The organism is Janthinobacterium sp. GMG2, assembly GCF_033949445.1.
GTDB classification, from domain to species: Bacteria; Pseudomonadota; Gammaproteobacteria; order Burkholderiales; family Burkholderiaceae_D; genus Janthinobacterium; species Janthinobacterium aestuarii.
Map to the genome: position 1 here is coordinate 187,334 of NZ_JAXAWA010000005.1, position 24,441 is coordinate 211,774.

Sequence of the window (24,441 nt, forward strand, 5' to 3'; positions counted from 1 at the left end):
TGTTATACTTGACCGCTAACGCCCTAATTCTAACAAACAAGAACAACAATACAGCGGGTCGTCCCGTCTCGGCGCACACGGCAGTTCTGTGGCGCGGCACCCCCGGTGTCCGCGCCTGTCTGTCGTTTTGCCAGGCTGGCGGCCGCTCCACTTGCAAAGTACGATGAGCAATCTAAAGATTTACAACACCCTGGCGCGCGAGAAGCAGGTATTCGTTCCGATGGAAGCGGGCAAGGTACGCATGTACGTGTGCGGCATGACCATCTACGATTATTGCCATATCGGCCATGCGCGCATGATGATGGCGTTCGACGTCATCTACCGCTGGCTGAAAGCCTCCGGTTTCGACGTCACCTATGTGCGCAACATTACGGACATCGACGACAAGATCATCCGCCGCGCCGTGGAAAACGGCGAGACGATTTCCCAGCTGACGACGCGTTTCACCCAGTACATGGATGAAGACACGGCCGCGCTGGGTATTTTGACGCCCGACCACACGCCGCGCGCCACCGAATACGTGCCGCAGATGCTGCGCCTGATCGAGCAGCTGGAAGCGAAGGACCTCGCTTACCAGGGCGCCGATGGCGACGTGAACTATGCCGTGCGCAATTTCCCCCACTACGGCAAGCTGTCGGGCAAGTCGCTCGACGACCTGCGCGCGGGCGAACGTGTCGACGTGAACACGGGCAAGCGCGATCCGCTCGACTTCGTGCTGTGGAAGTCGTCGAAAGAGTCCGAACCGGAAGAAGTCAAATGGGATTCGAAGTGGGGCAAGGGCCGCCCGGGCTGGCATATCGAATGCTCGGCCATGTCATGCGCCTTGCTTGGTGAACAGTTCGACATCCATGGCGGTGGCGCGGACTTGCAATTCCCGCACCACGAAAACGAGATCGCCCAATCCGAAGGCGCGTTCGGCCACACCAGCGTCAATTACTGGATACATAACGGTTTCGTGCGCCTGGACAATGAAAAGATGTCCAAGTCGCTCGGCAACTTCTTCACCATCCGCGAAGTGCTGCAAAAGTTCGATGCCGAAGTGATCCGCTTCTTCATCCTGCGCGCGCACTACCGCAGCCCCCTCAATTACTCGGATGTGCACCTCGACGATGCGCGCCTGTCGCTGACCCGCTTGTACACGGCGCTGGCCGACGTGGTGGTGGAAGAGGGCGCCATCGACTGGAGCGAAGCACATGCCGTGCGCGTGCGCGAAGCGATGGATGACGATTTCAATACGCCGCTGGCCGTGGCCGCCCTGTTCGATCTGGCAACGGAAGTCAACAAGAGCAAGTCGCCAGCCCTGGCGCGTCAATTGAAGGGCCTGGCGGGCGTATTCGGCTTGCTTGAGCGTACGCCGCAGCAATTCCTGCAAGCAACCGTCGGCGCCGCCGCTGGCGGCCAGGACGAAGCGGCCGGCATCGAAGCGGCCATCGCGGCGCGTAGCGCGGCAAAAAAGGCGCGCGACTTTGCGCAGTCCGACAAGATCCGCGCCGACTTGCTGGCGGCGGGCATCATTCTTGAAGACAAGCCTGACGGCTCGACCAACTGGCGCCGCGCATGATGCCAACGTCCAGGGAAAACGGGGAAGCGCCAGTAGTTGCGCAGGTGATCCAGGTGCCGCACTACTGGGAAGAGGCGAAGATCGAGCTGATGAAGCGCGATCGCATCATGAAAAAGCTCATCCCGCAATTTGGCGACCTGCACCTGGTCGGCCACAGCGACCCGTTTACGACCCTGGCCCGTTCGCTGGTGGGACAGCAGATCACGCCCAAGGCGGCCGATGCTGCCTGGAAAAAGCTGCTGCTCGCTTGCCCGAAATGCACGCCGTCGCAAGTATTGAAAGCAGGCGCCGAGCAGCTGTCCGCCTGCGGCTTGTCCAAACGCAAGACCGAATACATCCTCGACCTGGCGGACCATTTCAAGGCCAAGCGCGTGCACGCGAGCCAGTGGGACCAGATGGATGACGAAGCCGTCATCGCCGAACTGGTGCAGATCCGCGGCATCGGCCGCTGGACAGCCGAGATGTTTCTGATATTTAATCTGCTCCGGCCGAATGTCTTGCCGCTCGACGACCCCGGTTTGATCCAGGGCATCAGCGTCAATTATTTCTCCGGCGAACCAGTTTCCCGCAGCGATGCGCGCGAAGTTTCCGCCAATTGGGAACCGTGGCGCACCGTGGCGACGTGGTATTTGTGGCGCAGTCTCGACCCTGCAGCCGCCCCTGCCGCACCCGATGCAGCCCCCGGCGCACCAGCCGGTACGGTAAAATAAACATAGATGACGCCGCGCGCCTTGGCGCCGTGGCCGGTAAAACCTGGAGGTACAATGACTAAAACGACTTTCCTCAATTTTGAACAGCCGATCGCGGAACTCGATTCCAAGATCGAAGAGTTGCGCTTCGTGCAAGACGATTCGGCCGTCGATATCTCCGAAGAGATCGACCGCCTGGCCAAGAAGAGCCAGCAGCTGACCAAAGATATCTACGCCAAGCTGACCCCTTGGCAAGTGGCGCAGATCGCGCGCCACCCGCAGCGCCCCTACACCATGGATTACGTGAATGAAATCTTTACCGATTTCCACGAATTGCATGGCGACCGCAGCTACGCGGACGATCTGTCCGTCGTGGGTGGCCTGGCCCGCTTCAACGGCCAGCCGTGCATGGTCATCGGCCACCAGAAGGGCCGCGACACGAAAGAGCGTGCCATGCGCAATTTCGGCATGCCGAAACCGGAAGGCTACCGCAAGGCCATGCGCCTGATGAAAGTGGCTGAAAAGTTCAACTTGCCCATCTTCACCTTCGTCGACACGCCAGGCGCCTTCCCCGGCATCGATGCGGAAGAGCGCGGCCAGTCGGAAGCCATCGGCCACAACCTGTACGTGATGGCCGAACTGAAAGTGCCGCTGATCGCCACCATCATCGGTGAAGGCGGTTCCGGCGGCGCGCTGGCCATTGCCGTGGGCGACGCCGTGCTGATGCTGCAATACTCGACCTATGCCGTGATCTCGCCGGAAGGCTGCGCCTCGATCCTGTGGAAGAGCGCCGAGCGCGCCTCCGACGCGGCCGAAGCGCTGGGCCTGACCGCCCACCGCCTGAAAGCCATGGGCCTGATCGACAAGATCATCAACGAACCGCTGGGCGGCGCCCACCGCGATCCGAAACAGATGGCCACCTTGCTCAAGCGCGCACTGGCCGACACCCTGCGCCAGTTCCACGGCATGAAAACCAAGGACCTGCTGGCCGCGCGCCATGAAAAACTGCTGAGCTACGGCAAGTTCAAGGAAACGACGCCGAGCGAGTAAGGCTGGGGTCAGACCCGTCGGGTCTGACCCCAAATGTAAGCCAAGATAGCATTCAAACACCAGGGACAGCCAGCTAAACGAACCCATCCGTTTAGCAGCCTGTCCCTCTTTGCATTCCCGGAGTCCTGATTGAAAAAGCAACAAACCGCCACTGTCGCCGATATCTTTGCCCACGCGCTGGACGCCTGCGCACCGCAAACCGGCGAGACGGTCGCCATCGCCCTCAGCGGCGGCCTCGATTCCTCGGCCCTGCTGCACCTGGCCCATGCCTGGGCGCAAGAGCACGGCGTTGCTCTGCACGCCTTTCACGTGCACCACGGCCTGAGCCCGAATGCGGATGCGTGGCTGGTCCACTGCGAACAATTGTGCGCCGGCATGGGCATCGCTTTCGAGGCGCGCAAGGTCACCCTGGAAAAAAATGCGAAGACGGGCACGGAAGAAGCGGCCCGCAAGCGCCGTTACGCGGCCCTGGGCGAGCTGTGCGCCGCGCACGGCGTGCGCCTGCTGCTCACTGCCCACCACCAGGATGATCAGGCGGAAACCGTGCTGCTGCAATTGCTGCGCGGCTCCGGCACGGCGGGCTTGTCCGGCATGGATGGCGTCAACAGCGCGCCCGAGCTGCTGGGCAATCGGGACCTCGTGATGGCGCGCCCCTTGCTGCCCGTGTCGCGCAAACAGCTCGAAGCGTATGTGGCGAAACATGCGATCGCGCATATCCACGATGAATCGAACGACGATCCCCGCTTTGCCCGCAATGCCCTGCGGCACCAGGTGATGCCCGTGCTGGCGCAGGCCTTTCCCGGCTTCCAGGAACGCTTCGCCCGCAGCGCCCAGCACGCGCAATCGGCGCAGCGCTTGCTGACGGAACTGGCGACGCAGGATCTGGCGGCGTGCCTCGATGGCGACTGCATCGAACTGGCGAAATTGCGCGCGCTGAGCGCGGACCGCTGCTACAACCTGCTGCGCCACTGGTTCGGCACGCGCGGCTTGCGCATGCCGTCGACGGCGTGGCTGGCGGAAATGCTGGCACAATTGCTGGAAGCGCGGCCCGATGCGCAATTGCTGGTCACGCATCCAGAATGCCACGTGCGGCGCCACCGCGACCGGCTGTACCTGACGCCGAAGCTCGATGACCTGGCCGGCATGCGCGACAAGAGCGATGCGGGCATTCCCGGTCTGGAAAAAGCCAGCCAGGAATTTGTGTGGAAAGGCGAGGCCAGCCTGGCCTTTCCCGCGTATGGCGGCGTGCTGCATTTCGATGCGGTGGAAGAGGGTGGCCAGGGTATCGATATTGCCTGGCTGCAGTCTCAAACCTTGACCATCGATTTTCGCCAGGGTGGCGAGCGCCTGAAACTGGCCTTGAACCGTCCCACGAAGAGCTTGAAATACCATTACCAGGCGTTTGACGTGCCCGCCTGGGAACGCGAACGCCTGCCGCTTGTCTGTGCGGCGCAACAATTGCTGTTCGCGGCTGGTATTGGCCTCGATTGCCATTGCCTGAGTCTGCTGGATCGTCCCCGCGTCACCTTGCGCTGGGTCTCCTGCTGAGCGCAGGGGCAGCCGCTACGGCCACTCCCGGGGTGGCCGCCAAGCGGCTGCCCAAGCCGGCTGGACTGCATGGATTGGTTATTTCCATATGCGCAATCGGTATGAGCTAATGCGCTTTTTAGCTTGTTATTTTGCATTGCGGCATGTAGAGTAAAGCCCTCCTTTTTTATTCTTCTTGAGCGGAAACTTCACTCTTATGGCTTTAATCGTCCACAAATATGGCGGTACGTCGATGGGCTCGACTGACCGTATCAAGAATGTCGCCAAGCGCGTTGCCAAGTGGCACGACGCTGGGCATCAAATCGTGGTGGTGCCATCCGCCATGTCGGGCGAAACCAACCGCCTGATTGGACTGGCCAAGGAAATCATGGATCAACCCGATCCCCGTGAACTTGACATGATCGCCTCGACAGGCGAACAAGTGTCCGTCGGCCTATTGTCGATGGCACTGCTGGCGATCGGCAAACAAGCCGTATCCTATGCTGGCTGGCAAGTCGCGATCAAGACCGATTCCGCCTTTACCAAGGCACGCATCCAGTCGATCGATGACGAAAAAGTCAAACGCGACCTCGATGCGGGCAAGATTGTCATCATTACCGGTTTCCAGGGCGTCGACGAACACGACAACATCGCGACCCTGGGCCGCGGCGGTTCGGACACCTCGGCCGTGGCGATCGCCGCTGCCATGAAGGCGGCCGAATGCCTGATCTTCACGGACGTCGACGGCGTCTACACGACCGACCCGCGCGTGGTCTCCGAGGCGCGCCGCCTGAAGACCATCACCTTTGAAGAAATGCTGGAACTGGCTTCGCTGGGCTCCAAAGTGCTGCAAACGCGTTCGGTGGAATTCGCCGGCAACTACCGCGTTCCCACGCGCGTGCTGTCGTCGCTGACCGACCCGATGTTGCCGCTGGAAATAGAAGCCAATTCAGGCACCCTGATTTCGTTTGAGGAAGATACAAACATGGAACAAGCAGTCATCTCCGGCATCGCCTTCAACCGCGATGAAGCCAAAATCACCGTGCTCGGCGTACCCGACCGTCCAGGCGTGGCGTACCACATCCTGGGACCGGTGGCGGACGCGAACATCGAAGTCGACATGATCATACAGAATCAGTCGGTCGACGGTAAAACGGACTTCACCTTCACCGTCTCGCGCGGCGAATACACGCGCGCGCTGGCCGTGCTGGAAGCGAACCGCGAATCGCTGGGCGCGGCCAGCATCACGGGCGACGCGAAAGTGTCGAAACTGTCCGTCGTCGGCGTGGGCATGCGTAGCCACGTTGGCGTCGCATCGCAAATGTTCCGTACCCTGTCGGAAGAGGGCATCAACATCATGATGATCTCCACTTCCGAGATCAAGATCTCCGTGCTGATCGACGAAAAGTACATGGAACTGGCCGTGCGCGCGCTGCATAAAGCGTTCGAGCTGGAAAAAGCTTAAATATCCAAAAATATTGCCCCACGCCCTTGACCAAAGGGGGGGCAATCGATATTATGACGTTCGTCGCTGCAGCGCAGTTAGCTACAGAGACATAGTTGAGTAATCAGCTAGGAGACGTGGCCGAGTGGCCGAAGGCACATCCCTGCTAAGGATGCATACGGCTTATACCTGTATCGTGGGTTCGAATCCCACCGTCTCCGCCAGAATCAAATAAAAAAGCCTCCCCTGCGGGAGGCTTTTTTATTTGTCTGGACGGAACGGTGGGATTCGAAGACGGATCGCCCTAAGGGGTGCGAGGCTATTCGAATCGCCATTCTGCCGCGCCCCGCGCGGCCCCGCTGACCGCGCAGTGGCCAGCGCCGTCCCCTCATCTCAGGCACTAGCAGCCAGCTCTCCCACCGGCGCCACGTCCCACGCCAGGCCAGCATCCATGCCGACATGGAGTGGTGAACGTACAGTGGCTCAATGAATCGTTTGCCAGAAAGAATGCGCACAATCGCTGGCCGGCAGCCCCACATACCCCTACGGCGCACGCGCGCATACACAAATAATAATAATTCTCATTTATAATTCGGGTCAATGGGGTAGCATGGGCTGGCGCCATGGCGCCATGGCGCCACGGGCGGTGAAGGAGGCATGATGGGCAGTGTGTATGGCAACGAGGATGTGATCGCGCACGAGCATCGCGTGCTGATGGGAGAGTATGGCCGCGCGCAGGCGCGCTGCAGTGCGCAACTGGCCGCGCAGGCGGCCCGCATCGCGCAGCTGGAATCGGAATTGATGCGCGCGCGGGCGCAGGTTGTGATCCGCGATACCAAACTGGCGCTGGCGCGCGACGAACTGGCTGAACTGGCGGCCAGCGTGCCGGGCTTGCCGACGCGTGCCAGGCTGGCGCGCAAGGTCGAATGGCTCGGTGAGCGCGTGCAGGACCTGATGCGCGAGTTGCTGCGCCTGCAGTGGCTGCCCACGCCAGCCTTGCAAGCCGACGTGCGCGAAAAAGCCGTGCTGTATGTGGGCAGCTATCTGGAGCAGAATGCGGGCCAGCAGGCCGCCGGCGCCAACGTGGCGCAGCAGGCCATCGAGCAGGCCGGTGGGCGCTTCCTGCACCATGCGGGCGGCGACGATGGCGCCGATGACGTGGCGGCGCTGGAAGCGGGCCTGGTGGCGGCCGACCTGGTGATTTGCCAGACGGGCTGCGTCAGCCACGACGCCTACTGGCGCGTGCACGACCACTGCAAGCGCACGGGCAAGCGGTGCGTGCTGGTGGACCAGCCGCAAGCCATGCATTTCGTGCGCAAGGAAGCGCTGCTCACCTGACGCCTGTTTCTTCCTGGCCGAGTCCGATGCCGGCGTCGTATCCGACGCGCGCCGTTTCGCGCAGCAGGGTGGGTTGCGACAGGTGCTGGATCATGTGGCCTGCGCCGGGCAGCAAGGTCAGTTCGCTGTTGTCCAGCGCATCGTGCAGGCGCGCGGAATGGTAGCTGGCGCTGACGATCGCATCCTCGCGCCCTGCCACGATGGACACGGGCATGCGCAGTGCCGGGTAGTGTTTGCGCAGCACCGCCGCGCTCGGGATCATCATGGCCGTTTCTTCCGCCTCGGCGCGCAACTGGCGGGGCCGCAGCATCATCCACGGCGACAGGCGCTTGAAGCTGTCCGGCACCGCCGAGGGCGCGAACGCGCGTTTGACCAGCAGGGGCCACATCAGGCGCCCCAGCAGGGGCGACACGGTATGGCTGAGCACGTCGCCGATGACGGGGATGGCCGGCGTTGCCGTCAGCACATCGAAGCGCACGCTGGGATAGTAGTAGCCGGAAGCGAGCACCAGGGCTTGCACCAGCTGCGGGTGCTGCACGGCCATCGAGATCGCCACCAGGGTGCTCCAGGAGTGCGCCAGTACCACGGCGCGGTGTACGCCCAGCTGCTCGAGCGCGGCCGCCAGCAACGCGGCCTGGGCGGCCGGCGTCCACAGCGTGCCGCGCGGCCGGCTGCTGTAGCCGAAACCGGGCCGGTCGAAGGCGATCACGCGGTGCGTGCGCGCCAGCTGCTCGAACAGGCCCGCATGGCGAAAATCCTCGGCGATCACGCCGTTTCCATGCAATAGCACGATGACGGGGCCTTCACCCTGGCTCAGGTAATGCAGGCGCGTGCCGTGCACATCGAGAAATTGGCCGGCCGGCGGATGCGCGCGCTCCGCCTGCCGGCTGCGGCTGCGGACAAACAGCCACGCCGCGCCCAGAGCCAGCGCGCCCAGGGCCCAGCCCGTATGTGCCGACACCGGCGCGCCCTTCGCCACAGCGTTGTTGATGTCTTTGTTCATCTCTTGCTCCCGTGCGAGTGTGCCAGGCATCCATGATGCCCATGGCAGCCCGCTGGCGCGGTAGGCGCGCTGCGGTGCCTGGCGTAGGAAAAAGGCCCGCTCGTCTTTGCCGTGTGGCGCTGCCCGGCGGAGCTTGAGGCACAATGGGCGCCTTGACTGTTGATGAAAGCGCCCATGCTGTCCCTGCAAATCGGTCCCCTGGTCCTGCCCACGGGCCTCGTCCTGCTGTTCGTTTCCCTGTGCGTCGCTTACGGCGTGGCGTGGTGGCTGCGCAGATCCCGCCAGTTGCCGGACGCCGGTCCCCTCGTTTCCGACATGCTGATCGCCGGCCTGCTGGCGGCGCGGCTGGCATTCGTCTTGCGCTGGCACGAACAGTACCTGGCCGCTCCCTGGTCCATCATCAATATCCGCGATGGCGGCTTCCTTGCGCCGGCCGGTATCGCGTCCGCGCTGGCCATTGCCGCGTGGCGCTGCCGGCGTCCCGCCATGGCGGCCATGCGCCGACCGCTGGCCATCAGCGTGGCGGCCGGCGCGCTGGCCTGGGGCATGTTGAGCGCGGGGATCTCGCTGGCCTACGACAAGCCGGCGGCCTTGCCGGCCGTGGCCCTGCATGCGCTCGACGGTGCGCCAACGACCCTGGCCGCGCTGGCCGGCGGCAAGCCGCTGGTGGTGAACTTGTGGGCCAGCTGGTGTCCGCCATGCCGGCGCGAGATGCCCGTGCTGGCCGCCGCGCAGCAGGCGCGCGCCGATATCGTCTTCGTGTATGCGAACCAGCGCGAGGATGCGGCGGCGGCCAGCAATTTCCTGGGCAGGAGCGGCGTGACCCTGCGCAATGTGGTGCTTGACAGCGAGGCGGCGCTGGGCAAGGCGGCCGGTTCCTCGGCCCTGCCCACCACCCTGTTCTACGACGCGCAGGGGCGCCTGGTCGACACGCACTTGGGCGAACTGTCCGATGCCTCGCTGGCCAGCAAGCTGCAAAAGATCGCGCCGGCGCCTTGAGGCGGCCGTGGCCGTTTCTGATAGTATACCCCCCTATAGTATTGATCGAGGTGAAATCATGGGACACACGACGCACAACAAGACCAAGCTGCTCAATCGCGTAAAGCGTATCCGGGGGCAGGTGGAAGGCCTGGAGCGGGGCCTGGAAGAGGGGCGCGACTGCGGCGAAGTGCTGCAGCTGATCGCGGCCGTGCGCGGCGCCGTCAATGGTTTGATGGCCGAAGTCATCGAAGAACACTTGCGCGAGCACGTGGCCAGTCCCGATATCTCCGGCGAGGAGCGGGCCAGGGGCGCCGACGACATCGCGGGCATCCTGCGCACCTACCTCAAATAAGGAGAACGTCATGAAAACGCAATCCCTCGGCGAAGACCTCTCCGCCTGGCAGCACGAACACGTTTTTGACAGCAGCAATGGCAAGGCCGAACGCCGCGCGCGCATCGTCATGTGGATCACCCTGGCCACGATGGTGCTGGAAATCGTCGCCGGCTGGTGGTACAACTCCATGGCCCTGCTGGCCGATGGCTGGCATATGAGTTCGCACGCGCTGGCCATCGGCCTGGCCGCGTTTGCGTATGCGGCCGCGCGCCGCTATGCGCGCGACCCCCGCTTTGCCTTCGGCACGTGGAAGATCGAAGTGCTGGCTGGCTACACGAGCGCCATCCTGCTGCTGGGCGTGGCCGTGCTGATGGTCGTCGCCTCGCTCGAGCGCCTGTTCTCGCCGCAGCCCATTCACTATCCGCAGGCGATGGCGGTGGCGGCCATCGGCCTGGCGGTCAACCTCGTGTGCGCGCTGATCCTCGGCGGGCATCACGATCACGATCACCACCATGGCCACGGCCACCATGACCATCACCGCCACCACGATCACCACGATCACCACGCCCATGGCGAAGACCTGAACATGAAAGCCGCGTACATCCACGTGCTGGCCGATGCCGCCACGTCCGTGCTGGCCATCGTCGCGCTGGGCGGCGCTTGGGCTTACGGCTGGCAGTGGCTCGATCCCGTGATGGGTATCGCGGGCGCCGTGCTGGTGGCCCTGTGGGCGAAAAAACTGATGCAGGAGACGGGCAAGGTCTTGCTGGACCGCGAGATGGACCACCCCGTCGTGGCTGAAATCCGCGAGGCCGTGGAAGTGGAAAGCGCCGGCGATACGCCGCGCATCGTCGACCTGCACGTGTGGCGAGTCGGCAAGCAGCTGTATTCGTGCGCCTTGTCCGTCGTCAGCCGCGATGCCGCATTGACGGCCGCCGAGCTGCGCGCGCGCATCGGCATCCACGAGGAAATCGTCCACAGCACCATCGAGATTATTCGCCGGCCTTGACAATGATGGTGAAACAAGCCCGCTGATGCGGGGCGTAGGCAGTATAATGTCGGCTTTTACAGCACGCGCTGTTCACCAGACAGAGAAGAAAATGAGCACATTACCACCATGCCCGCAATGCAAGTCCGAATTCACGTACGAAGACGGCAGCCAGTTGATCTGCCCTGAATGCGCGCATGAATGGTCGGCCACGGCCGGCGAAGCGGTCGAAGAGGGCGCCAAGGTGTACCGCGATTCGGCCGGCAATATCCTGCAGGACGGCGACACGGTCAGCGTCATCAAGGACTTGAAATTGAAGGGCGGCGGCGGTGTCGTCAAGATGGGCACCAAGGTCAAGAACATCCGCCTGGTCGACAGCGACCACGATATCGACTGCAAGATCGACGGTTTCGGTTCCATGAGCCTGAAGACGGAATTCGTCAAGAAGGTCTAAAGCTTTTACCCGTAACACGGCGCGCCGGTTTCATTCCTGCGCGCCGTTTTTTTATTCAGACGCCATGCAAATCGATACCATCCGCCAGCGCCTGAGGGCCCTGGGCGCCAAGCCCCTGCACGAACAGCGCGTGCTGCGCGACTGGATACAGGGCCAGCCGCACGACCAGGGCCGGCGCCGCGCCGAGGATTTTTTGCCGCTGCCCGTGCGCGTGGCCTTGCCCGCGCTCGACCTGGAATTGCAGGGCATGCTGAAACTGCTCAGCACCCATCCGGGCGCGGACGGTTCCGCGCGCCTGCTGGTGGGACTGCACGACGGCCAGACGGTGGAAAGCGTGCTGCTGCCGCGCGAGGGCTTGTGCGTCTCGAGCCAGGTCGGCTGCGCCGTGGGATGCCAGTTCTGCATGACGGGCCGCGATGGCTTGATCCGGCAAGTCACCAGTGGAGAAATTGTCGCCCAGGTGGTACTGGCGCGCACCATGCGCCCCGTAAAAAAAGTCGTCTTCATGGGCATGGGCGAGCCAGCGCATAACCTGAACAATGTGATGGAAGCGATCGAGCTGCTGGGCACCGAAGGCAATATCGGCCACAAGAACCTCGTGTTTTCCACGGTGGGCGACCCGCGCGCCTTCGAGCGCCTGCCGCAAGGCAGGGTCAAGCCGGCGCTGGCCCTGTCGCTGCACACGACCAAGCCGGAACTGCGCGAACAGCTGCTGCCGCGCGCGCCCAAGCTCACTCCGCGCGAACTGGTGGACTTTGGCGAGTCGTATGCGCGCCTGACCGGCTACCCGGTGCAGTACCAGTGGACCCTGATGGAAGGTATCAACGATGGCGAGGACGAGATGGACGGCATCGTGGAACTCCTGAAGGGCAAGTACGCGGTGCTGAACATGATTCCGTATAACACCATAGCCGACTTGCCGTTCAAGCGCCCCAGCTGGGAAAAGGCGCGCGCCATTGCCGCCGCCCTGCACGAACGCGGCGTGCTGACCAAATTGCGCGATTCGGCCGGGCAGGACGTGGAGGGCGGCTGCGGGCAGTTGCGGGCGCGCGAAGCGAAGGGCAAGGTCATTCCCATCCGCGCCAGCGTGGCGGCGTAGGTCGGATTAGCGGAGCGTAATCCGACATTCGAGCATACGCTAACAATGGTGTCGGATTACGCGGTGCCCGCTAATCCGACCTACGTGACTGAGCAAATTGCGCGATTCGGCCGTGGAAGGTGGCTGCGGGCAGTTACGGGCGCGCGAAGCGAAGGGCAAGGTCATCCCCATCCACGCCAGCGTGGCGGCGTAGGTCGGATTAGCGGAGCGTAATCCGACATTCGAGCATACGCCAACAATGGTGTCGGATTACGCGGTGCCCGCTAATCCGACCTACGTGACTGAGCAAATTGCCCGACTCGGCGGGGCAGGACGTGGAAGGTGGCTGCAGGCAGTTACGGGCGCGCGAAGCGAAGGGCAAGGTCATCCCCATCCACGCCAGCGTGGCGGCGTAGATCGGATTAGCAGAGCGTAATCCGACATTCGTGCATACGCCAACAATGGTGTCGGCTCACACCCCGCCCAGCAAATCGTTTTCATTCAAGATCGCAAACGCGATCTCGGGGTGTGCGGCCAGGCAGCGGCGCACGGCGGCCGGAATGGCGGCGCGCGTCTTGCGGCACAGGCCGGGCCGCTCCAGCAGGCGGATCTGGAAGCCGCGCACGGTGCGCACTTCGCCGCTGCCCGCTGCAATCTGCAATTCCACGCCCAGGTTTTTCTGCAACAGCAGTTGCAGTTTCCGCAGCTGGGCAAGCGTGGCGATGCCCTCGATGTGCGCGAGCAGGCGCTTTTCTTCCGTCAGGTTCAGGCGCAGGATAGACAGGTCCGCCTGCGCATCGCCTAGCAGGCGCTCGCGCTCGCAGTCGCATAACTGCGGCGGACACTCCTTGCGGACTTCAAAGTCGACGATACGCATGTACGGCTTCCAATAGCAACCCCGGATGTCAAGTATCGTCCGCCACCTGGCGCGTGTCAATCAGCGCGGGCTGGCGAGCAGGCGGCATGAATGGCCTTCCGTCGGGACGAAGTGGGCGCTCCCTATTCTGGTACTCAATCGTGCGCGGCCTTGACCGCGTGTCTTGGCGCGCGCGCCGCCCTGTGTTGTAATGTTGATCATCCAGACTGCACACGCAAGGCCATGAGAACCCGCATCAAGATCTGCTGTATCGCTTCCATCGACGAAGCGCAACTGGCCATTGCCGCCGGCGCCGACGCGCTGGGCCTGGTGGCGGCCATGCCGTCCGGCCCCGGCCCGATTCCCGACGCGCGCATCGCACAGATCGCCGCCTGGACGCCGCCGCCCGTGGCCACGTTCCTGCTGACGTCCGAGACGACGGCGCAAGCCATCGCCGAACACGTGCGCGCCACGCAGCCATCGACCGTGCAGATCGTCGGCCATATCGACCCGGGTGAGGTCGAGAAACTGGCGCGCTTGCTGCCGCACGTGCGGCGCGTGCAGGTGATCCACGTGGAAGGGCCGGAGGCGCTGGACCTGATTCCCGCCTACGCGCCCCACGTCCATGCCTTCCTGCTCGACTCGGGGCGTCCCGGCGCGGCGGTGCCGGAACTGGGCGGCACGGGCCGCACGCACGACTGGTCCGTCAGCGCGCGCTTCGTGCGCGCCAGCCCCCGTCCCGTTTTCCTGGCCGGTGGACTGGACGACACCAATGTGATGGAAGCGCTGCGCCAGGTGCGCCCCTACGGCATCGATCTGTGCTCGCGCGTGCGCACGGATGGCCAGCTCGATGTCATGAAGCTGGCCTTGCTGATGGCGGCCGTGCGCGACGTCGATGCGGCGCTGTATGCGGAAGGCTAGAGTGTATTCATCTCGCGCACGAACGCTTCCGTAAACGCGGCTACCATGCCGCTGGCCGCGCGCGGCGAGATCAGGCCGACGACGGAGTGCGATTCCTCGTCCGGCAGGGCGATGAAACGCACGCCCGGCGGCGCCACCAGGCGCATGCTGTCGGGGACGATGGCGATGCCCATGTTGGCCTCGATCAGGTTCAGCTGCGACGTCTTGCGCGACAGGGCGCGCGCCGCCTTCGGAAAGAAACCCTGCGCCAGGCACAGGCCCGCCACCAGGTAGCTGAGGCCTCCGCGGTCCTTGTGCGGGATCGAGACGAACGCCTCGTCGCGCAGGGCGGCAATCGTCGTGCGTTCCAGCGCGGCCAGCGGCGACGCCGCCGACACGGCCACCACCAGTTTTTCCGCAAACAGTTCGCGCACGATGATGTTGGCATGCTTGCGCAGGGTGGGCAGGCGCACGAGACCCAGGTCGGCGCGGCCTTCCTCGATGTCGGCAGCCTGGTTTTCCGACGACCCCTTCGACACATCGAGCGAAACGCCGGGGAACTGCGCCAGCAGGCGGTTCAGCACGGCGCCGATGGCGGGCGTGAGGGTGACGGAGCTTGAATGCAGCAGGCGGATGATGCCTTGCGCGCCTTGTCCCACGTGGCGTGTCTGGCGCACGGTTTCGTCGATGTCGTCGAGGATGCGTTTTGCCCGCTCATAAAAGACTTGTCCCGCGGGCGTGAGCTCGATATGGCGCGCGTCGCGCGTGAGCAGCAGTGCCTGTATCTCGCCCTCGAGTTCCTTGATTTGCCGGCTCAGGGCCGACTGCGCGATGTACAGCTTTTCCGCCGCGCGCGAGTAGCTGCCCGCATCGACGACTTCGACAAAGTAGCGGAACTGTCTGATGGAAATCAATCGTATGCCTTTTCGAGATCGGAGACTGCCTGATTTGATATTGGCCTGGCACTGCCGTTCGCGCTACAGTGGCCTGGTCTGCTGTCACTGCAAAGGAAAGGCCATGCTGGAATTGATCGGGGTGCTGGGACTGCTCGTCAGTATTATCGCAAAACTGATTTTCGTCCAGATCGGAGGCGCAGGAAAAGGAAAGGAGGACTAAGAGGCGAGGGTCGCGACGTAAGGCGCAGGCAGGGATAGGGGCTGTAAATGGCAGTCTATGGGCCGTGCATCCCATTCCGCCAACTGCCTGCCCGCGCACTTGAGCGCCGCCTCGCGCGCCGTCCACGCCTGCGCCAGGGCCAATGGGCGCTGCGCATCGGTGCAGGTGCTCAGTGCTTCGGCCACCTGCGGCCCCAGGTAATCGCGCGCCAGAGTGAACCAGTCGGCAATGTCCTGCACGCGCATCACGTCAATGCCAACGGCGCCATGCAGGCCGATGGCGCCCAGCGACAGTCCCTCGTCATGGCTGAACGACAGGCTGGCCGCGCGGCCGGCCAGCCGCAAGCGGGGAGGGGTGCCCGGCGTCGACTCCACCGAGATCGTCTCGATATCCAGCTTCAGCCAGTGCGCCGCCGCCTCGCGCACGGCGGCGCGGATGCGCAACCGGGCCTCCAAGCGCGGCAGCACGGCGGCGATGCCGATCACCAGCACGCCATCCCCTGACCAGAGCACCGTAGCATCCATCAGCTACGATCCGTTGCGTAAAGGCGCAGCCGGGCAGCCCGCCCAGTTGCTGCCGGCGGGGATGTGCTCGCCCTTCATCACCAGGGTCAACGGTCCCAGGCGTGCGTTGTCGCCCACCTTGGCGCTGTACAGCACGGAGCTGCGCGGGCCCATGTAGACGCGCTGGCCGATCTCCACGTGGTCGATCTTCATCACGCGGTCTTCGAACAAATGCGTCTGTGGGCAGGTCAGCGCATTCAGTTCGCTGTAGTCGCCGATGTGCACGCAGTCGAATTCCGTGATGTCCGTCGTGTCCATGTAGACGCCGCGGCCGATCTTGCAGCCGAACAGGCGGAAGGCCAGCGGCAGCCACGGCGTGCCGCGCAGGTAGCGCATGAAATTGGGTACGGCGATGCCTTCATACAGATTGGTCACGCCTTCGGAAATCCACACGAACGGCGTCCACATGGGCGCCGCATGCTTGCGGTAGCGTCCCAGCAGCAGCCACTTGAACAACACGACCACCAGGAAATTGCCGATGCCGTAGGCCAGGCCGGCAATGGCCAGGTCGCTCACCACTTCGCCCCAGCGCCCGGCACCCGCGATCGGCATCACGTCCAGCACCAGGGTATAGCCGACGGCGATCACCACCGCGTGCGGGGCGACGATGCGGAAGGCTTCGATCAGGCTGCGGCCCAGGCGGCGCAACAGCGATGGCTTGAACGTCAGGTGCTCGGCAAAGCCGCTGACCTGTTCGCGCGCGGGCAAATGCATGGGCGGGGAACCTAGCCACGTATCGCCGCTGTGCATCTGCTCATTGCGCGGCGCATGCGTGTGCACGCCGATCAGCACGTGCTCGGGCAGCACCGTGCCATCCGGGATGTAGCTGCCGTTGCCGACGAAGCTGCGGTGCGAGATGACGGTGGGGCGCATGGTCATCCAGCCGCCGTCGATCTGCTCGTCGCCCAGCATGACGGCGTCGGCGATGAATGTGTCGTCGCCCAGGGTCAGCATGTCGGGCACGACGCCCAGGGCCGTGGAAATCTCGGCGCCCTTGCCGACCTTGGCGCCCAGCAGGCGGTACCAGTACGGCGCGTAGACGGTGGCGTAGATGCCGTGCAGGACGTTCAGGCTCGATTCCTGGATATGGCTGACCAGCCACTTGGCGCAATAGATATTGCTGTGCACGGGCGAACTGCCCGGCTTCAAACGGGGCAGCGCGCCCCAGCGGATGGCGGCCGACAGCAGGGCTGTGAGCACGATCAACACGGCGCTGGCGGGGAAGGCCAGCAGGAAGTAGCGGGCCAACTGCGTCGTCACGTCGCGGCCCTGCAGCCATGGCATCATTTCGCGCTCGTCGAACCAGTCGATCAGCACGAAGCTGGGGAAGACGGGCATGAAGAACAGCACGGCGATCAAGACCATGCCGAAGCAGAAGAACACGGTTTCGCCCGTCAGGCGCAGGCGCGAGACGGCGGGGCGCGGCGGGTGGCTGGCAGGGTCGAACGCGCCAATGTCGCGCGCGGGCGAGCCCGTGTACACGCGCCCGGCCGGTACCGCGGTGCCATCGGCCAGCGCGGACTGTCCCTCCAGGTGGCCAAACGCGCCCACCTTGGTATTGCCTTCCAAAATCGCATAAGAGCTGATGCAGGCATCGTCGCCGATGTCGATCTGGCCCAGCAGTAAACGGCCCCGCTCGACCCGGGCGTTTTCAAAGTTGACGGCATTGCCCACGCTGACGTTGTCGCCGATGGCCAGCAGGTCGGGCGCGCGCAGGGTCATCGAACCGATGACGACTTCCTTGCCCACTTTCGCGCCGAGCGCGCGCAGCCACCAGCTGTTCAGGGACGAGCCGCTGAGCAGGTAGGCGGGCGCCGATTCGACCAGTCGGTCGGCCAGCCACCAGCGGTAGTAGGTAACGCCCCACAGCGGATAGCTGCCTGGTTTCAGACGCCCGGCGATCAGCCACTTGCCGGCAATCGCAATGGCAAATTCGGCCAGGGTGGCCAGCAGGAACACGGCGATCGAGGCGGCGATGGCGCGCGGCACGGTGTCGCCCGTGTCGCCCGTGAAGAAGTGGTAGGTGAAGAAGGGCGCCATCCACTGCGCCATGCGCAGGGTGACGAGGCCAGGCACGGCCGCCGCCTGCGCCGCGCCGCAGGTCCAGCGCTTCCACGTCGATGGCGGCGTCCATTGTGCTTCCGGCGTGGCCAGCGCCGGCGCTTCATTGAGCACGGCGGCGATCTTGCCGATCTGCCGGTTCTGGTAAATATCGCGCACCGTCATGTGGGCGTAGGCCGGATCGGCGCGCAGGGCGGATGCCAGGCGGGCGGCCAGGAAGGAGTGGCCACCGAGGTCGCTGAAAAAGTCCAGCTGGCGCAAGATCGCCTGGCCCGGGAAGAGTTTGGCCAGCGCCGTGAACAGGGCCGCTTCGGCCGGCGTTTCCGGTACGTCCGATACACCCGCCTCGCCCGGCGGCGGCGCGGACAGCGGCATGGCCTTCAACGCCTTCCGGTCGATCTTGCCCGAGGTCAGGCGCGGCATCAGCGGCAGCAATTCAAAACGGCCCGGCACCATGTAGGGCGGCAGGTGCAGGTTCAAGGCCGCGCGCAGGGTTTTCGTGCCCAGCGCATCGGCCGGCGCATCGTCGCTGCCGACGATGTAGGCCACCAGCTGGTCGATGCCGTCATCCTTGCGCAGCAAGACGGCCACCGTGCCCACGCCCGGTTGCTGCGCCAGCACGGCTTCGATCTCGCCCAGTTCCACGCGGAAGCCGCGGATTTTGACCTGGTCGTCGGCGCGGCCCAGGCACAGCACCTGGCCGTCCGCATCGATGCGCGCCAGGTCGCCCGTGCGGTACAGGCGCGCGTCGCCGGGGCCCGTGCTCCAGGGATTGGGCAGGAATTTTTCCACCGTCAGGTCGGGCCGGCCCAGGTAGCCCTCGGCCAGGCCGGGGCCGATGATGCACAGCTCACCCGTCTCGCCGCGCGCCAGCAAAGTCAATGGACGGTTTTCTCCCGGCTCGGCCACCTGCAGCACCAGCAAGCCGTAGTTGGGCAGCGGCGTGCCGATGGTCACAGGCTCGCCGGGGCGCAGGCGCGCCAGGCTGCACGAGACGGTCGCTTCCGTGGGGCCATAGGTGTTGAACATGGCGCGGCCCGGGCGCGACCAGCGCTCGACGAGCGACTCCGGGCACATCTCGCCGCCCAGGTTGATCAGGCGCAGGCTCGGTACTTCCTCGGCGAACAGGGCCAGCAAGGTCGGCACGGCGTGCAGCACCGTGACTTGATTGGTGGCCAGCGCGCGCGGCAAGGCTTCCGGGTCGCCCGACATCTCCTTGGGTCCCAGCCACAGGCTGGCGCCCACCAGGTAGGCGATCCAGATTTCCTCGAACGACATGTCGAAGGCGACGGAAAAGCCCTGGTAGACGGTGTCGGACTGCGCCACTTCCAGCACGGCGTTTTCGCTGCGCAGGAAGTGGCAGATGCTGCGTTGGTTGATCAATATGCCTTTGGGCTTGCCCGTGGAGCCGGACGTGTAGATCACATAGGCCGGATGTTCGGGCAGCACGGTTGCGCGCGCGGGCAGCAGTTCGCCCGGCGCGGCGGGGACCAGCAGGCTTTCCGCCGTCCATACGGGGCGGCCAATGCCTGCCCCGGCCAGGCGCGGCGCGAATTGGGCGCAGCTGACGACACCAAAGCCATTCGCGTCATCGAGGCACACCTGCAGGCGCTCGACGGGCGTGTCTTCATCGACGGGCAGCCAGGCGGCGCCCGCCTTGGCGATGGCCGCCTGCATCAGCAGCAGAGGGGCACCGCGCGGCAGCCACAGGCCCACGATGTCGCCGGGCTTGACGCCGGCCGCCACCAGGCGCGCCGCGGCCAGGCTGGCTTGCGCATCGAGCTGCGCATACGTGATGCGGCGTTCGCCATCGATCAGGGCGATTTGCTCGGGGCAGCGGCGGGCCGTCGCTTCCAGCAGGTCGGCCAGTACTTCCTCGCGCAGCAGATCCGGTCGCGGCGGGCCGTACAGGATGTCGGCGTGGGTGGAAGGGATGCCTGGACTGACTGCGGTGAAATCGTTCATGGATGACGCTTATCTGTAATGCGGAGTGAGGAATCTGATGGGCTGCGCATGGCGCGCGGCACAGTTGATACATTACAGTACGCAAGACATTTCAGCGTTGCAGAACGGGGAATTTTGTGGAATTTTCAGCAAGTATGTGGCTGCAGGCTCAACTGCCATGATTACGGAATGTAAATCGCGGAAACATGGCGGCGATTTGCGCCAAAGTCGTCGCCGCCGGATAGCCGTGCAAGGGGCGGCCGGACAGCGCCGCGTCCGCGCAGCCTTCAGCGCGGAACTGCTGCAGCACGTAGTTGTCGACGCCTTTCGCGGCCAGGGTGCTGGCCAGGGCCAGCAACTGCTCGTCCGGCAGCAAGTCGGGGTGGGTGGTGGTACGGCATTCGTAGGCCACGCCGCTGGCAAGGATGGCATCGAGGCAGGCGCGCGCCGGGTCGCCGCTGCCGGCCACGCGGGTCACATGACGATAGTCGGCAAACGGCGCCTTGATGTCGAAACCGACCCAGTCGACCAGGGGCAGCACTTCCTGCAGGCGCTGCGGATAGATGCAGGCCGTGTGCAGGCCGATGCCGAAACCCAGTGCCCTGACGTCCTGCATGGCGTGCGCCAGCGCCGGATCCATGCACGCTTCGCCGCCGCTGAAGACGACGGCATCGACCAGGCCCGTTCTGCGGCGCAGCCAGGTCAGGACGTCCTGCCACGGCATGGCGCCTTCCGGCGTGCGCGCCTGCAAGTGCGGATTGTGGCAATAGCCGCAGCGCCAGGGGCAGCCCTGCACGAACACCACGGCCGCCAGCTTGCCCGGGTAGTCGGTGGCCGAAAAGGGCGTCAGGCCGCCCACTTTCAGTTCAAGCGCCATGGCAGGCGGGCTGGCCCACGCGGGCGCTCGCTTCCGTAAAATACTGGCGCTCGTGGAATTCACCCTGCTTGCCGATGTTGAACGAGGCGACAGGGCGGTGATAGCCCATCACGCGCGTCCAGATTTCGCAGCGCTGGCGTTCCGTATCGAGCAGGGTGATGGCGGGAGTGAAGTCGGGACGTGCGTTCATGGCGTTTCCTTGAGTGGGTGAGCGAGATCGGACTGCTTGCGGGCGATCAGTTCCGCGTCGCAGGTGGGGCAGAATTCATGTTTGCCGGCCAGGTAGCCGTGGCGCGGGCAGATGGAAAACGTGGGCGTGACGGTGATGTAGGGCAGCGAGAAGCGGCTCAGCGCGCGTTTCACCAGCTCGCGGCAGGCGTTGGCATCCGACAGCGCTTCCGTCATGTACAGGTGCAGCACCGTGCCGCCCGTGTACTTGCGCTGCAGCGCGTCCTGCAATTCCAGCGCTTCGAACGGGTCGTCCGTATGGCCGACGGGCAGTTGCGACGAATTCGTGTAGTACGGATTGTCGACCGTGCCCGCCTGCAGGATGGCCGGATAGCGCTTGCGGTCTTCGCGCGCGAAGCGGTAGGTCGTGCCTTCGGCCGGCGTCGCCTCCAGGTTGTACATATGGCCCGTCTCTTCCTGGAACTGCACCATGCGGGCGCGCACGTGGTCGAGCAGACGTCTCGCCAGCGCATGGCCCTCGGCGGACGTGATGTCGTAAGCGTCGCCGCTGAAGTTGCGGATCATCTCGTTGATGCCGTTCACGCCCAGGGTGGAAAAGTGATTGCGCAGGGTGCCCAGGTAGCGTTTCGTGTACGGGAACAGGCCTTGCTGCATCAGTTCTTCGATGGTGCGGCGCTTGATTTCCAGGCTGGTCTTGCCCAGTTCCAGCAGGCGGTCCAGGTCCGCCATCAGCGCTGGCTCGTCGCCGCGCCACAAGTGGCCCAGGCGCGCGCAGTTGATGGTGACCACGCCCAGGGAGCCCGTCTGCTCGGCGGAACCGAACAGGCCATTGCCCCGTTTGAGCAGTTCGCGCAAGTCCAGCTGCAAGCGGCAGCACATGGAACGTATCATGTTCGGCTTGAGTTCCGAATTGATGAAATTCTGGAAGTAGGGCAGGCCGTAGCGGGCCGTCATCTCGAACAGGCGCTCCGCGTTGTCGCTATGCCAGTCGAAATCTTCGGTGATGTTATAGGTCGGGATGGGGAAGGTGAAGACCCGGCCCTTGGCGTCGCCCGCCATCATGATTTCGATATAGGCGCGGTTAATCATGTCCATTTCCACCTGCAGCTCGCCATAGCTGAAGTCCATCTCCTGGCCGGCGATGACGGGAATCTGCTCGCGCAAATCGTCCGGGCAGATCCAGTCAAACGTGAGGTTGGTGAACGGCGTCTGCGTGCCCCAGCGCGATGGCACGTTGAGGTTGAAGATCAGCTCCTGCATGTACTGGCGCACGTCTTCGTAGCGCAGGCTGTCCTTGCGGATGTAGGGCGCCATATAGGTGTCGAAGGAGCTGAACGCCTGCGCGCCGGCCCACTCGTTTTGCAGGGTGCCGAGGAAATTGACAATCTGGCCAATGGCGCTCGACATGTGTTTCGGCGGACCCGATTCGATCTTGCCCGGCACGCCATTCAAGCCTTCGTGCAGCAGGGTGCGCAGCGACCAGCCGGCGCAATAGCCGGCCAGCATGTCGAGGTCGTGGATGTGCAGCGCCGCTTCGCGGTGCGCCGCGCCCACTTCCGGCGGATACACCTGGTCGAGCCAGTAGTTGGCGATGACCTTGCCCGACACGTTGAGTATCAGGCCGCCCAGCGAGTAGCCCTGGTTGGCGTTGGCGTTGACACGCCAGTCGCGCCGGTCCAGGTATTCATTGATGGACGCGGCGACGTCGACCTGGCCGCGTGTGGGGGAAACTGCATTTGTCGTCATGAAACCTCCAATAAACACAACATGCGGTGTTTTTATGGAGATTAATCACTAAATATAGTGGCGTCAAAGGGCGCGTGCAGTTGCGTGACGAATCCTTGATGCAGGTGAAGAAAGCGCGTCAGCGGCTTTTTTTCGCGCGCCCCAGGCGCGGGATGAAGCAGCTCAGGCCAAAGTACATGGCGCCGCAGACGGCGATGCTGGCGACGGAGGCGGGCAGCACGTGCGCCCAGATTTCCCGCGCCGAGAAGGTGCTCCAGCTGGCCACGCGCGCGTCGAACGTGACGTAGTTCGCCAGCAGCCAGTAGACGGCCAGCAGGCCCGTGCAGATGGCGGCCTGGCGCAGCACGGGCATGGCGCGGCGGGCGAAGACGGCTTGCAGGAACAGCAGCAGCACGCCGGCCCAGACGCCCAGCGCCTCGGGCGACAGCACGGAGAGCGTTTCTTCGACATAGCCGTCGGCGGGCGAAGCCCACTGTATTTGCAGCACGGTGAGGAATAGGGTGAGCAGGAATAGCAGCAGCGGTTTGCGGGGCATGGCGGGCAATCGGTGAGGGAGAAAAGTGGGGCATTTTACAGCCAGGTCAAGCAACTTGAACGCGCGCCAGCCATGCATGCATTCCTTCACCTGCGTCAAGGACTGGGCGGTATGGGCGGGGCTATAGTCTGCACCCTGAGCCGATACAGGACTGTGAACACCATGATGCTTGAATCAACCACCGCCACCCGCGTGGCCGGACCGCTGGAACTGGTCTGCCCCGCCGGCAGCCTGCCTGCCTTGAAAGCGGCCATCGACAATGGCGCCGATACCGTCTACCTGGGTTTTCGCGACGCCACCAATGCGCGCAATTTCGCCGGCCTCAATTTCGACGAGAAGGCCATCGCCGAGGGCGTGCGCTACGCCCACCAATATGGACGCAAGGTGCTGCTGGCGCTGAACACCTATCCGCAGCCGCACAACTGGGCCGTCTGGCGCAGCGCCATCGACCGCGCCGCGCAGGCCGGTATCGACGCCATGATCGTGGCCGATCCGGGCCTGATGGCGTATGCAAGCGAGCACCACCCGCAACTGCGTTTGCACCTGTCCGTGCAGGGTTCGGCCACCAACTACGAAGCGATCAATTTTTACCATGAGCACTTCGGCATCGCCCGCGCGGTGCTGCCGCGCGTGCTGTCGATGGCGCAGGTCGAGCAACTGATCGCCAAGACGGAAGTCGAGATCGAGGTCTTCGGCTTCGGCAGCCTGTGCGTGATGGTCGAAGGGCGCTGCGCGCTGTCGTCGTACGCGACGGGCGAGGCGCCGAACACTCACGGCGTGTGCTCGCCGGCGAAATCCGTGCGCTGGCTGGAAACACCGAACGGCCTCGAATCGCGCCTGAACGGCGTGCTGATCGACCGCTATGCCCCAGGCGAAAACGCCAGCTATCCGACCCTGTGCAAGGGACGTTTCGAAGTCAACGACGAAGAGTATTACGCGATCGAGGAGCCGGCCAGCCTGAACACGCTGGCGCTGCTGCCGCAGCTGATCGCCATGGGCGTGCGCGCCGTGAAGATCGAAGGACGCCAGCGCAGCCCCGCCTACGTGGCGCAGGTGACGCGCGTGTGGCGCGAAGCGATCGACGCCTGCCGCGAAGGCAATGCGCGCTACGCCGTCAAGCCGGCCTGGATGGCGTCCATGGACAAGCTGGCCGAGGGCCAGCAGCACACCTTGGGTGCCTACCATAGATCTTGGAAATAAAGGATGA

General features: G+C 64.2%; 22 protein-coding genes and 1 tRNA gene. 14 read left to right on the plus strand and 9 right to left on the minus strand.

Annotation, left to right across the window (positions count from 1 at the left end; all coding sequences use genetic code 11):
- Positions 1-163: 163 nt before the first annotated feature.
- From cysS to SKZ59_RS19335, 7 genes are all read left to right on the plus strand, one after another.
- Positions 164-1,561 (plus strand): cysteine--tRNA ligase, encoded by a 1,398-nt coding sequence (cysS, locus tag SKZ59_RS19305; protein WP_319992660.1) that lies wholly within the window; start codon positions 164-166, stop codon positions 1,559-1,561.
- On the plus strand, positions 1,561-2,271 hold the full coding sequence (locus SKZ59_RS19310; RefSeq protein ID WP_219328453.1) for a DNA-3-methyladenine glycosylase family protein: 711 nt from the start codon (positions 1,561-1,563) through the stop codon (positions 2,269-2,271). Before cysS ends, SKZ59_RS19310 begins: the two co-directional genes overlap by 1 nt.
- A 54-nt stretch (positions 2,272-2,325) precedes the next feature.
- Positions 2,326-3,300, plus strand: coding sequence for an acetyl-CoA carboxylase carboxyltransferase subunit alpha (locus tag SKZ59_RS19315; protein WP_034756951.1), 975 nt, complete (start codon positions 2,326-2,328; stop codon positions 3,298-3,300).
- A gap of 129 nt (positions 3,301-3,429) precedes the next feature.
- Positions 3,430-4,848, plus strand: coding sequence for a tRNA lysidine(34) synthetase TilS (tilS, locus tag SKZ59_RS19320; protein WP_319992661.1), 1,419 nt, complete (start codon positions 3,430-3,432; stop codon positions 4,846-4,848).
- A gap of 196 nt (positions 4,849-5,044) precedes the next feature.
- Positions 5,045-6,292, plus strand: coding sequence for an aspartate kinase (locus SKZ59_RS19325; RefSeq protein WP_035817435.1), 1,248 nt, complete (start codon positions 5,045-5,047; stop codon positions 6,290-6,292).
- 110 nt (positions 6,293-6,402) lie between these two features.
- Positions 6,403-6,495, plus strand: a tRNA-Ser gene (locus tag SKZ59_RS19330).
- Positions 6,496-6,928: 433 nt separating this feature from the next.
- On the plus strand, positions 6,929-7,609 hold the full coding sequence (locus SKZ59_RS19335) for a DUF2325 domain-containing protein (protein WP_413774576.1): 681 nt from the start codon (positions 6,929-6,931) through the stop codon (positions 7,607-7,609).
- Here the strand turns inward: SKZ59_RS19335 and SKZ59_RS19340 are convergent.
- Positions 7,602-8,612, minus strand: coding sequence for an alpha/beta hydrolase (locus SKZ59_RS19340; RefSeq protein WP_319992662.1), 1,011 nt, complete (start codon positions 8,610-8,612; stop codon positions 7,602-7,604). The two genes, SKZ59_RS19335 and SKZ59_RS19340, sit on opposite strands and share 8 nt — an antisense overlap.
- Before the next feature lie 174 nt (positions 8,613-8,786).
- On the opposite strand from SKZ59_RS19340, the gene SKZ59_RS19345 reads away from it, so the two are divergent.
- The 5 genes from SKZ59_RS19345 (at position 8,787) to SKZ59_RS19365 (ending at position 12,468) form a co-directional block, all read left to right on the plus strand.
- On the plus strand, positions 8,787-9,611 hold the full coding sequence (locus SKZ59_RS19345) for a TlpA disulfide reductase family protein (RefSeq protein WP_319992663.1): 825 nt from the start codon (positions 8,787-8,789) through the stop codon (positions 9,609-9,611).
- Positions 9,612-9,669: 58 nt separating this feature from the next.
- A complete protein-coding gene (locus tag SKZ59_RS19350; RefSeq protein ID WP_072454733.1) occupies positions 9,670-9,945 on the plus strand; it encodes a metal/formaldehyde-sensitive transcriptional repressor in 276 nt (91 codons plus the stop codon).
- Positions 9,946-9,955: 10 nt separating this feature from the next.
- A complete protein-coding gene (gene dmeF, locus SKZ59_RS19355; RefSeq protein ID WP_319992664.1) occupies positions 9,956-10,936 on the plus strand; it encodes a CDF family Co(II)/Ni(II) efflux transporter DmeF in 981 nt (326 codons plus the stop codon).
- Positions 10,937-11,027: 91 nt separating this feature from the next.
- Complete coding sequence (locus tag SKZ59_RS19360; protein ID WP_034756972.1) at positions 11,028-11,369, plus strand: zinc ribbon domain-containing protein YjdM; 342 nt, start codon at positions 11,028-11,030, stop codon at positions 11,367-11,369.
- A gap of 64 nt (positions 11,370-11,433) precedes the next feature.
- A complete protein-coding gene (locus tag SKZ59_RS19365; RefSeq protein ID WP_319992665.1) occupies positions 11,434-12,468 on the plus strand; it encodes an RNA methyltransferase in 1,035 nt (344 codons plus the stop codon).
- Between the two features lie 451 nt (positions 12,469-12,919).
- Here the strand turns inward: SKZ59_RS19365 and SKZ59_RS19370 are convergent, their stop codons facing one another.
- The gene (locus SKZ59_RS19370; RefSeq protein WP_034756981.1) at positions 12,920-13,324 is read right to left on the minus strand and encodes a hypothetical protein; all 405 of its coding nucleotides are present in this window, start codon (positions 13,322-13,324) and stop codon (positions 12,920-12,922) included.
- Between the two features lie 222 nt (positions 13,325-13,546).
- Here SKZ59_RS19370 and SKZ59_RS19375 point away from each other — a divergent pair, with 222 nt between their 5' ends.
- Entirely contained in the window at positions 13,547-14,224 is a 678-nt protein-coding gene (locus SKZ59_RS19375; RefSeq protein WP_072454729.1) for a phosphoribosylanthranilate isomerase, read from the plus strand.
- On the opposite strand, the gene SKZ59_RS19380 is transcribed toward SKZ59_RS19375, so the two are convergent.
- The 7 genes from SKZ59_RS19380 to SKZ59_RS19410 form a co-directional block, all read right to left on the minus strand.
- Positions 14,221-15,117: a LysR family transcriptional regulator gene (locus SKZ59_RS19380; protein WP_319992666.1), complete on the minus strand. Its 897-nt coding sequence runs from the start codon at positions 15,115-15,117 to the stop codon at positions 14,221-14,223. The two genes, SKZ59_RS19375 and SKZ59_RS19380, sit on opposite strands and share 4 nt — an antisense overlap.
- Positions 15,118-15,315: 198 nt before the next feature.
- The gene (locus SKZ59_RS19385) at positions 15,316-15,831 is read right to left on the minus strand and encodes a 4'-phosphopantetheinyl transferase family protein (protein ID WP_319992667.1); all 516 of its coding nucleotides are present in this window, start codon (positions 15,829-15,831) and stop codon (positions 15,316-15,318) included.
- A gap of 15 nt (positions 15,832-15,846) precedes the next feature.
- Entirely contained in the window at positions 15,847-19,908 is a 4,062-nt protein-coding gene (locus SKZ59_RS19390) for a Pls/PosA family non-ribosomal peptide synthetase (RefSeq protein WP_319992668.1), read from the minus strand.
- Positions 19,909-20,056: 148 nt separating this feature from the next.
- Positions 20,057-20,764, minus strand: a complete 708-nt coding sequence (locus tag SKZ59_RS19395; RefSeq protein ID WP_319992669.1) for an anaerobic ribonucleoside-triphosphate reductase activating protein — start codon at positions 20,762-20,764, stop codon at positions 20,057-20,059.
- On the minus strand, positions 20,754-20,954 hold the full coding sequence (nrdD, locus tag SKZ59_RS19400) for an anaerobic ribonucleoside-triphosphate reductase (RefSeq protein WP_092610345.1): 201 nt from the start codon (positions 20,952-20,954) through the stop codon (positions 20,754-20,756). Before nrdD ends, SKZ59_RS19395 begins: the two co-directional genes overlap by 11 nt.
- Positions 20,951-22,699 carry a ribonucleoside triphosphate reductase gene (locus SKZ59_RS19405; protein WP_319992670.1) on the minus strand — a complete coding sequence of 583 codons (1,749 nt, stop codon included), beginning with the start codon at positions 22,697-22,699 and terminating at the stop codon, positions 20,951-20,953. Before SKZ59_RS19405 ends, nrdD begins: the two co-directional genes overlap by 4 nt.
- A gap of 118 nt (positions 22,700-22,817) precedes the next feature.
- Positions 22,818-23,234: a hypothetical protein gene (locus SKZ59_RS19410; protein WP_319992671.1), complete on the minus strand. Its 417-nt coding sequence runs from the start codon at positions 23,232-23,234 to the stop codon at positions 22,818-22,820.
- Between the two features lie 162 nt (positions 23,235-23,396).
- Here SKZ59_RS19410 and ubiU point away from each other — a divergent pair, with 162 nt between their 5' ends.
- Positions 23,397-24,434 (plus strand): ubiquinone anaerobic biosynthesis protein UbiU, encoded by a 1,038-nt coding sequence (gene ubiU, locus SKZ59_RS19415; protein ID WP_413774577.1) that lies wholly within the window; start codon positions 23,397-23,399, stop codon positions 24,432-24,434.
- The last annotated feature ends 7 nt before the right edge of the window (positions 24,435-24,441 follow it).

Excerpts from the sequence above, each read along its gene's own strand:
- cysS (WP_319992660.1), top strand. The coding sequence starts at position 164 with ATGAGCAATCTAAAGATTTACAACACCCTGGCGCGCGAGAAGCAGGTA.
- SKZ59_RS19310 (WP_219328453.1), top strand. The coding sequence starts at position 1,561 with ATGCCAACGTCCAGGGAAAACGGGGAAGCGCCAGTAGTTGCGCAGGTG.
- SKZ59_RS19315 (WP_034756951.1), top strand. The coding sequence starts at position 2,326 with ATGACTAAAACGACTTTCCTCAATTTTGAACAGCCGATCGCGGAACTC.
- SKZ59_RS19325 (WP_035817435.1), top strand. The coding sequence starts at position 5,045 with ATGGCTTTAATCGTCCACAAATATGGCGGTACGTCGATGGGCTCGACT.
- SKZ59_RS19335 (WP_413774576.1), top strand. The coding sequence starts at position 6,929 with ATGATGGGCAGTGTGTATGGCAACGAGGATGTGATCGCGCACGAGCAT.
- SKZ59_RS19340 (WP_319992662.1), bottom strand. The coding sequence starts at position 8,612 with ATGAACAAAGACATCAACAACGCTGTGGCGAAGGGCGCGCCGGTGTCG.
- SKZ59_RS19345 (WP_319992663.1), top strand. The coding sequence starts at position 8,787 with ATGCTGTCCCTGCAAATCGGTCCCCTGGTCCTGCCCACGGGCCTCGTC.
- SKZ59_RS19350 (WP_072454733.1), top strand. The coding sequence starts at position 9,670 with ATGGGACACACGACGCACAACAAGACCAAGCTGCTCAATCGCGTAAAG.
- dmeF (WP_319992664.1), top strand. The coding sequence starts at position 9,956 with ATGAAAACGCAATCCCTCGGCGAAGACCTCTCCGCCTGGCAGCACGAA.
- SKZ59_RS19360 (WP_034756972.1), top strand. The coding sequence starts at position 11,028 with ATGAGCACATTACCACCATGCCCGCAATGCAAGTCCGAATTCACGTAC.
- SKZ59_RS19365 (WP_319992665.1), top strand. The coding sequence starts at position 11,434 with ATGCAAATCGATACCATCCGCCAGCGCCTGAGGGCCCTGGGCGCCAAG.
- SKZ59_RS19370 (WP_034756981.1), bottom strand. The coding sequence starts at position 13,324 with ATGCGTATCGTCGACTTTGAAGTCCGCAAGGAGTGTCCGCCGCAGTTA.
- SKZ59_RS19375 (WP_072454729.1), top strand. The coding sequence starts at position 13,547 with ATGAGAACCCGCATCAAGATCTGCTGTATCGCTTCCATCGACGAAGCG.
- SKZ59_RS19390 (WP_319992668.1), bottom strand. The coding sequence starts at position 19,908 with ATGAACGATTTCACCGCAGTCAGTCCAGGCATCCCTTCCACCCACGCC.
- SKZ59_RS19395 (WP_319992669.1), bottom strand. The coding sequence starts at position 20,764 with ATGGCGCTTGAACTGAAAGTGGGCGGCCTGACGCCCTTTTCGGCCACC.
- nrdD (WP_092610345.1), bottom strand. The coding sequence starts at position 20,954 with ATGAACGCACGTCCCGACTTCACTCCCGCCATCACCCTGCTCGATACG.
- SKZ59_RS19405 (WP_319992670.1), bottom strand. The coding sequence starts at position 22,699 with ATGACGACAAATGCAGTTTCCCCCACACGCGGCCAGGTCGACGTCGCC.
- SKZ59_RS19410 (WP_319992671.1), bottom strand. The coding sequence starts at position 23,234 with ATGCCCCGCAAACCGCTGCTGCTATTCCTGCTCACCCTATTCCTCACC.
- ubiU (WP_413774577.1), top strand. The coding sequence starts at position 23,397 with ATGATGCTTGAATCAACCACCGCCACCCGCGTGGCCGGACCGCTGGAA.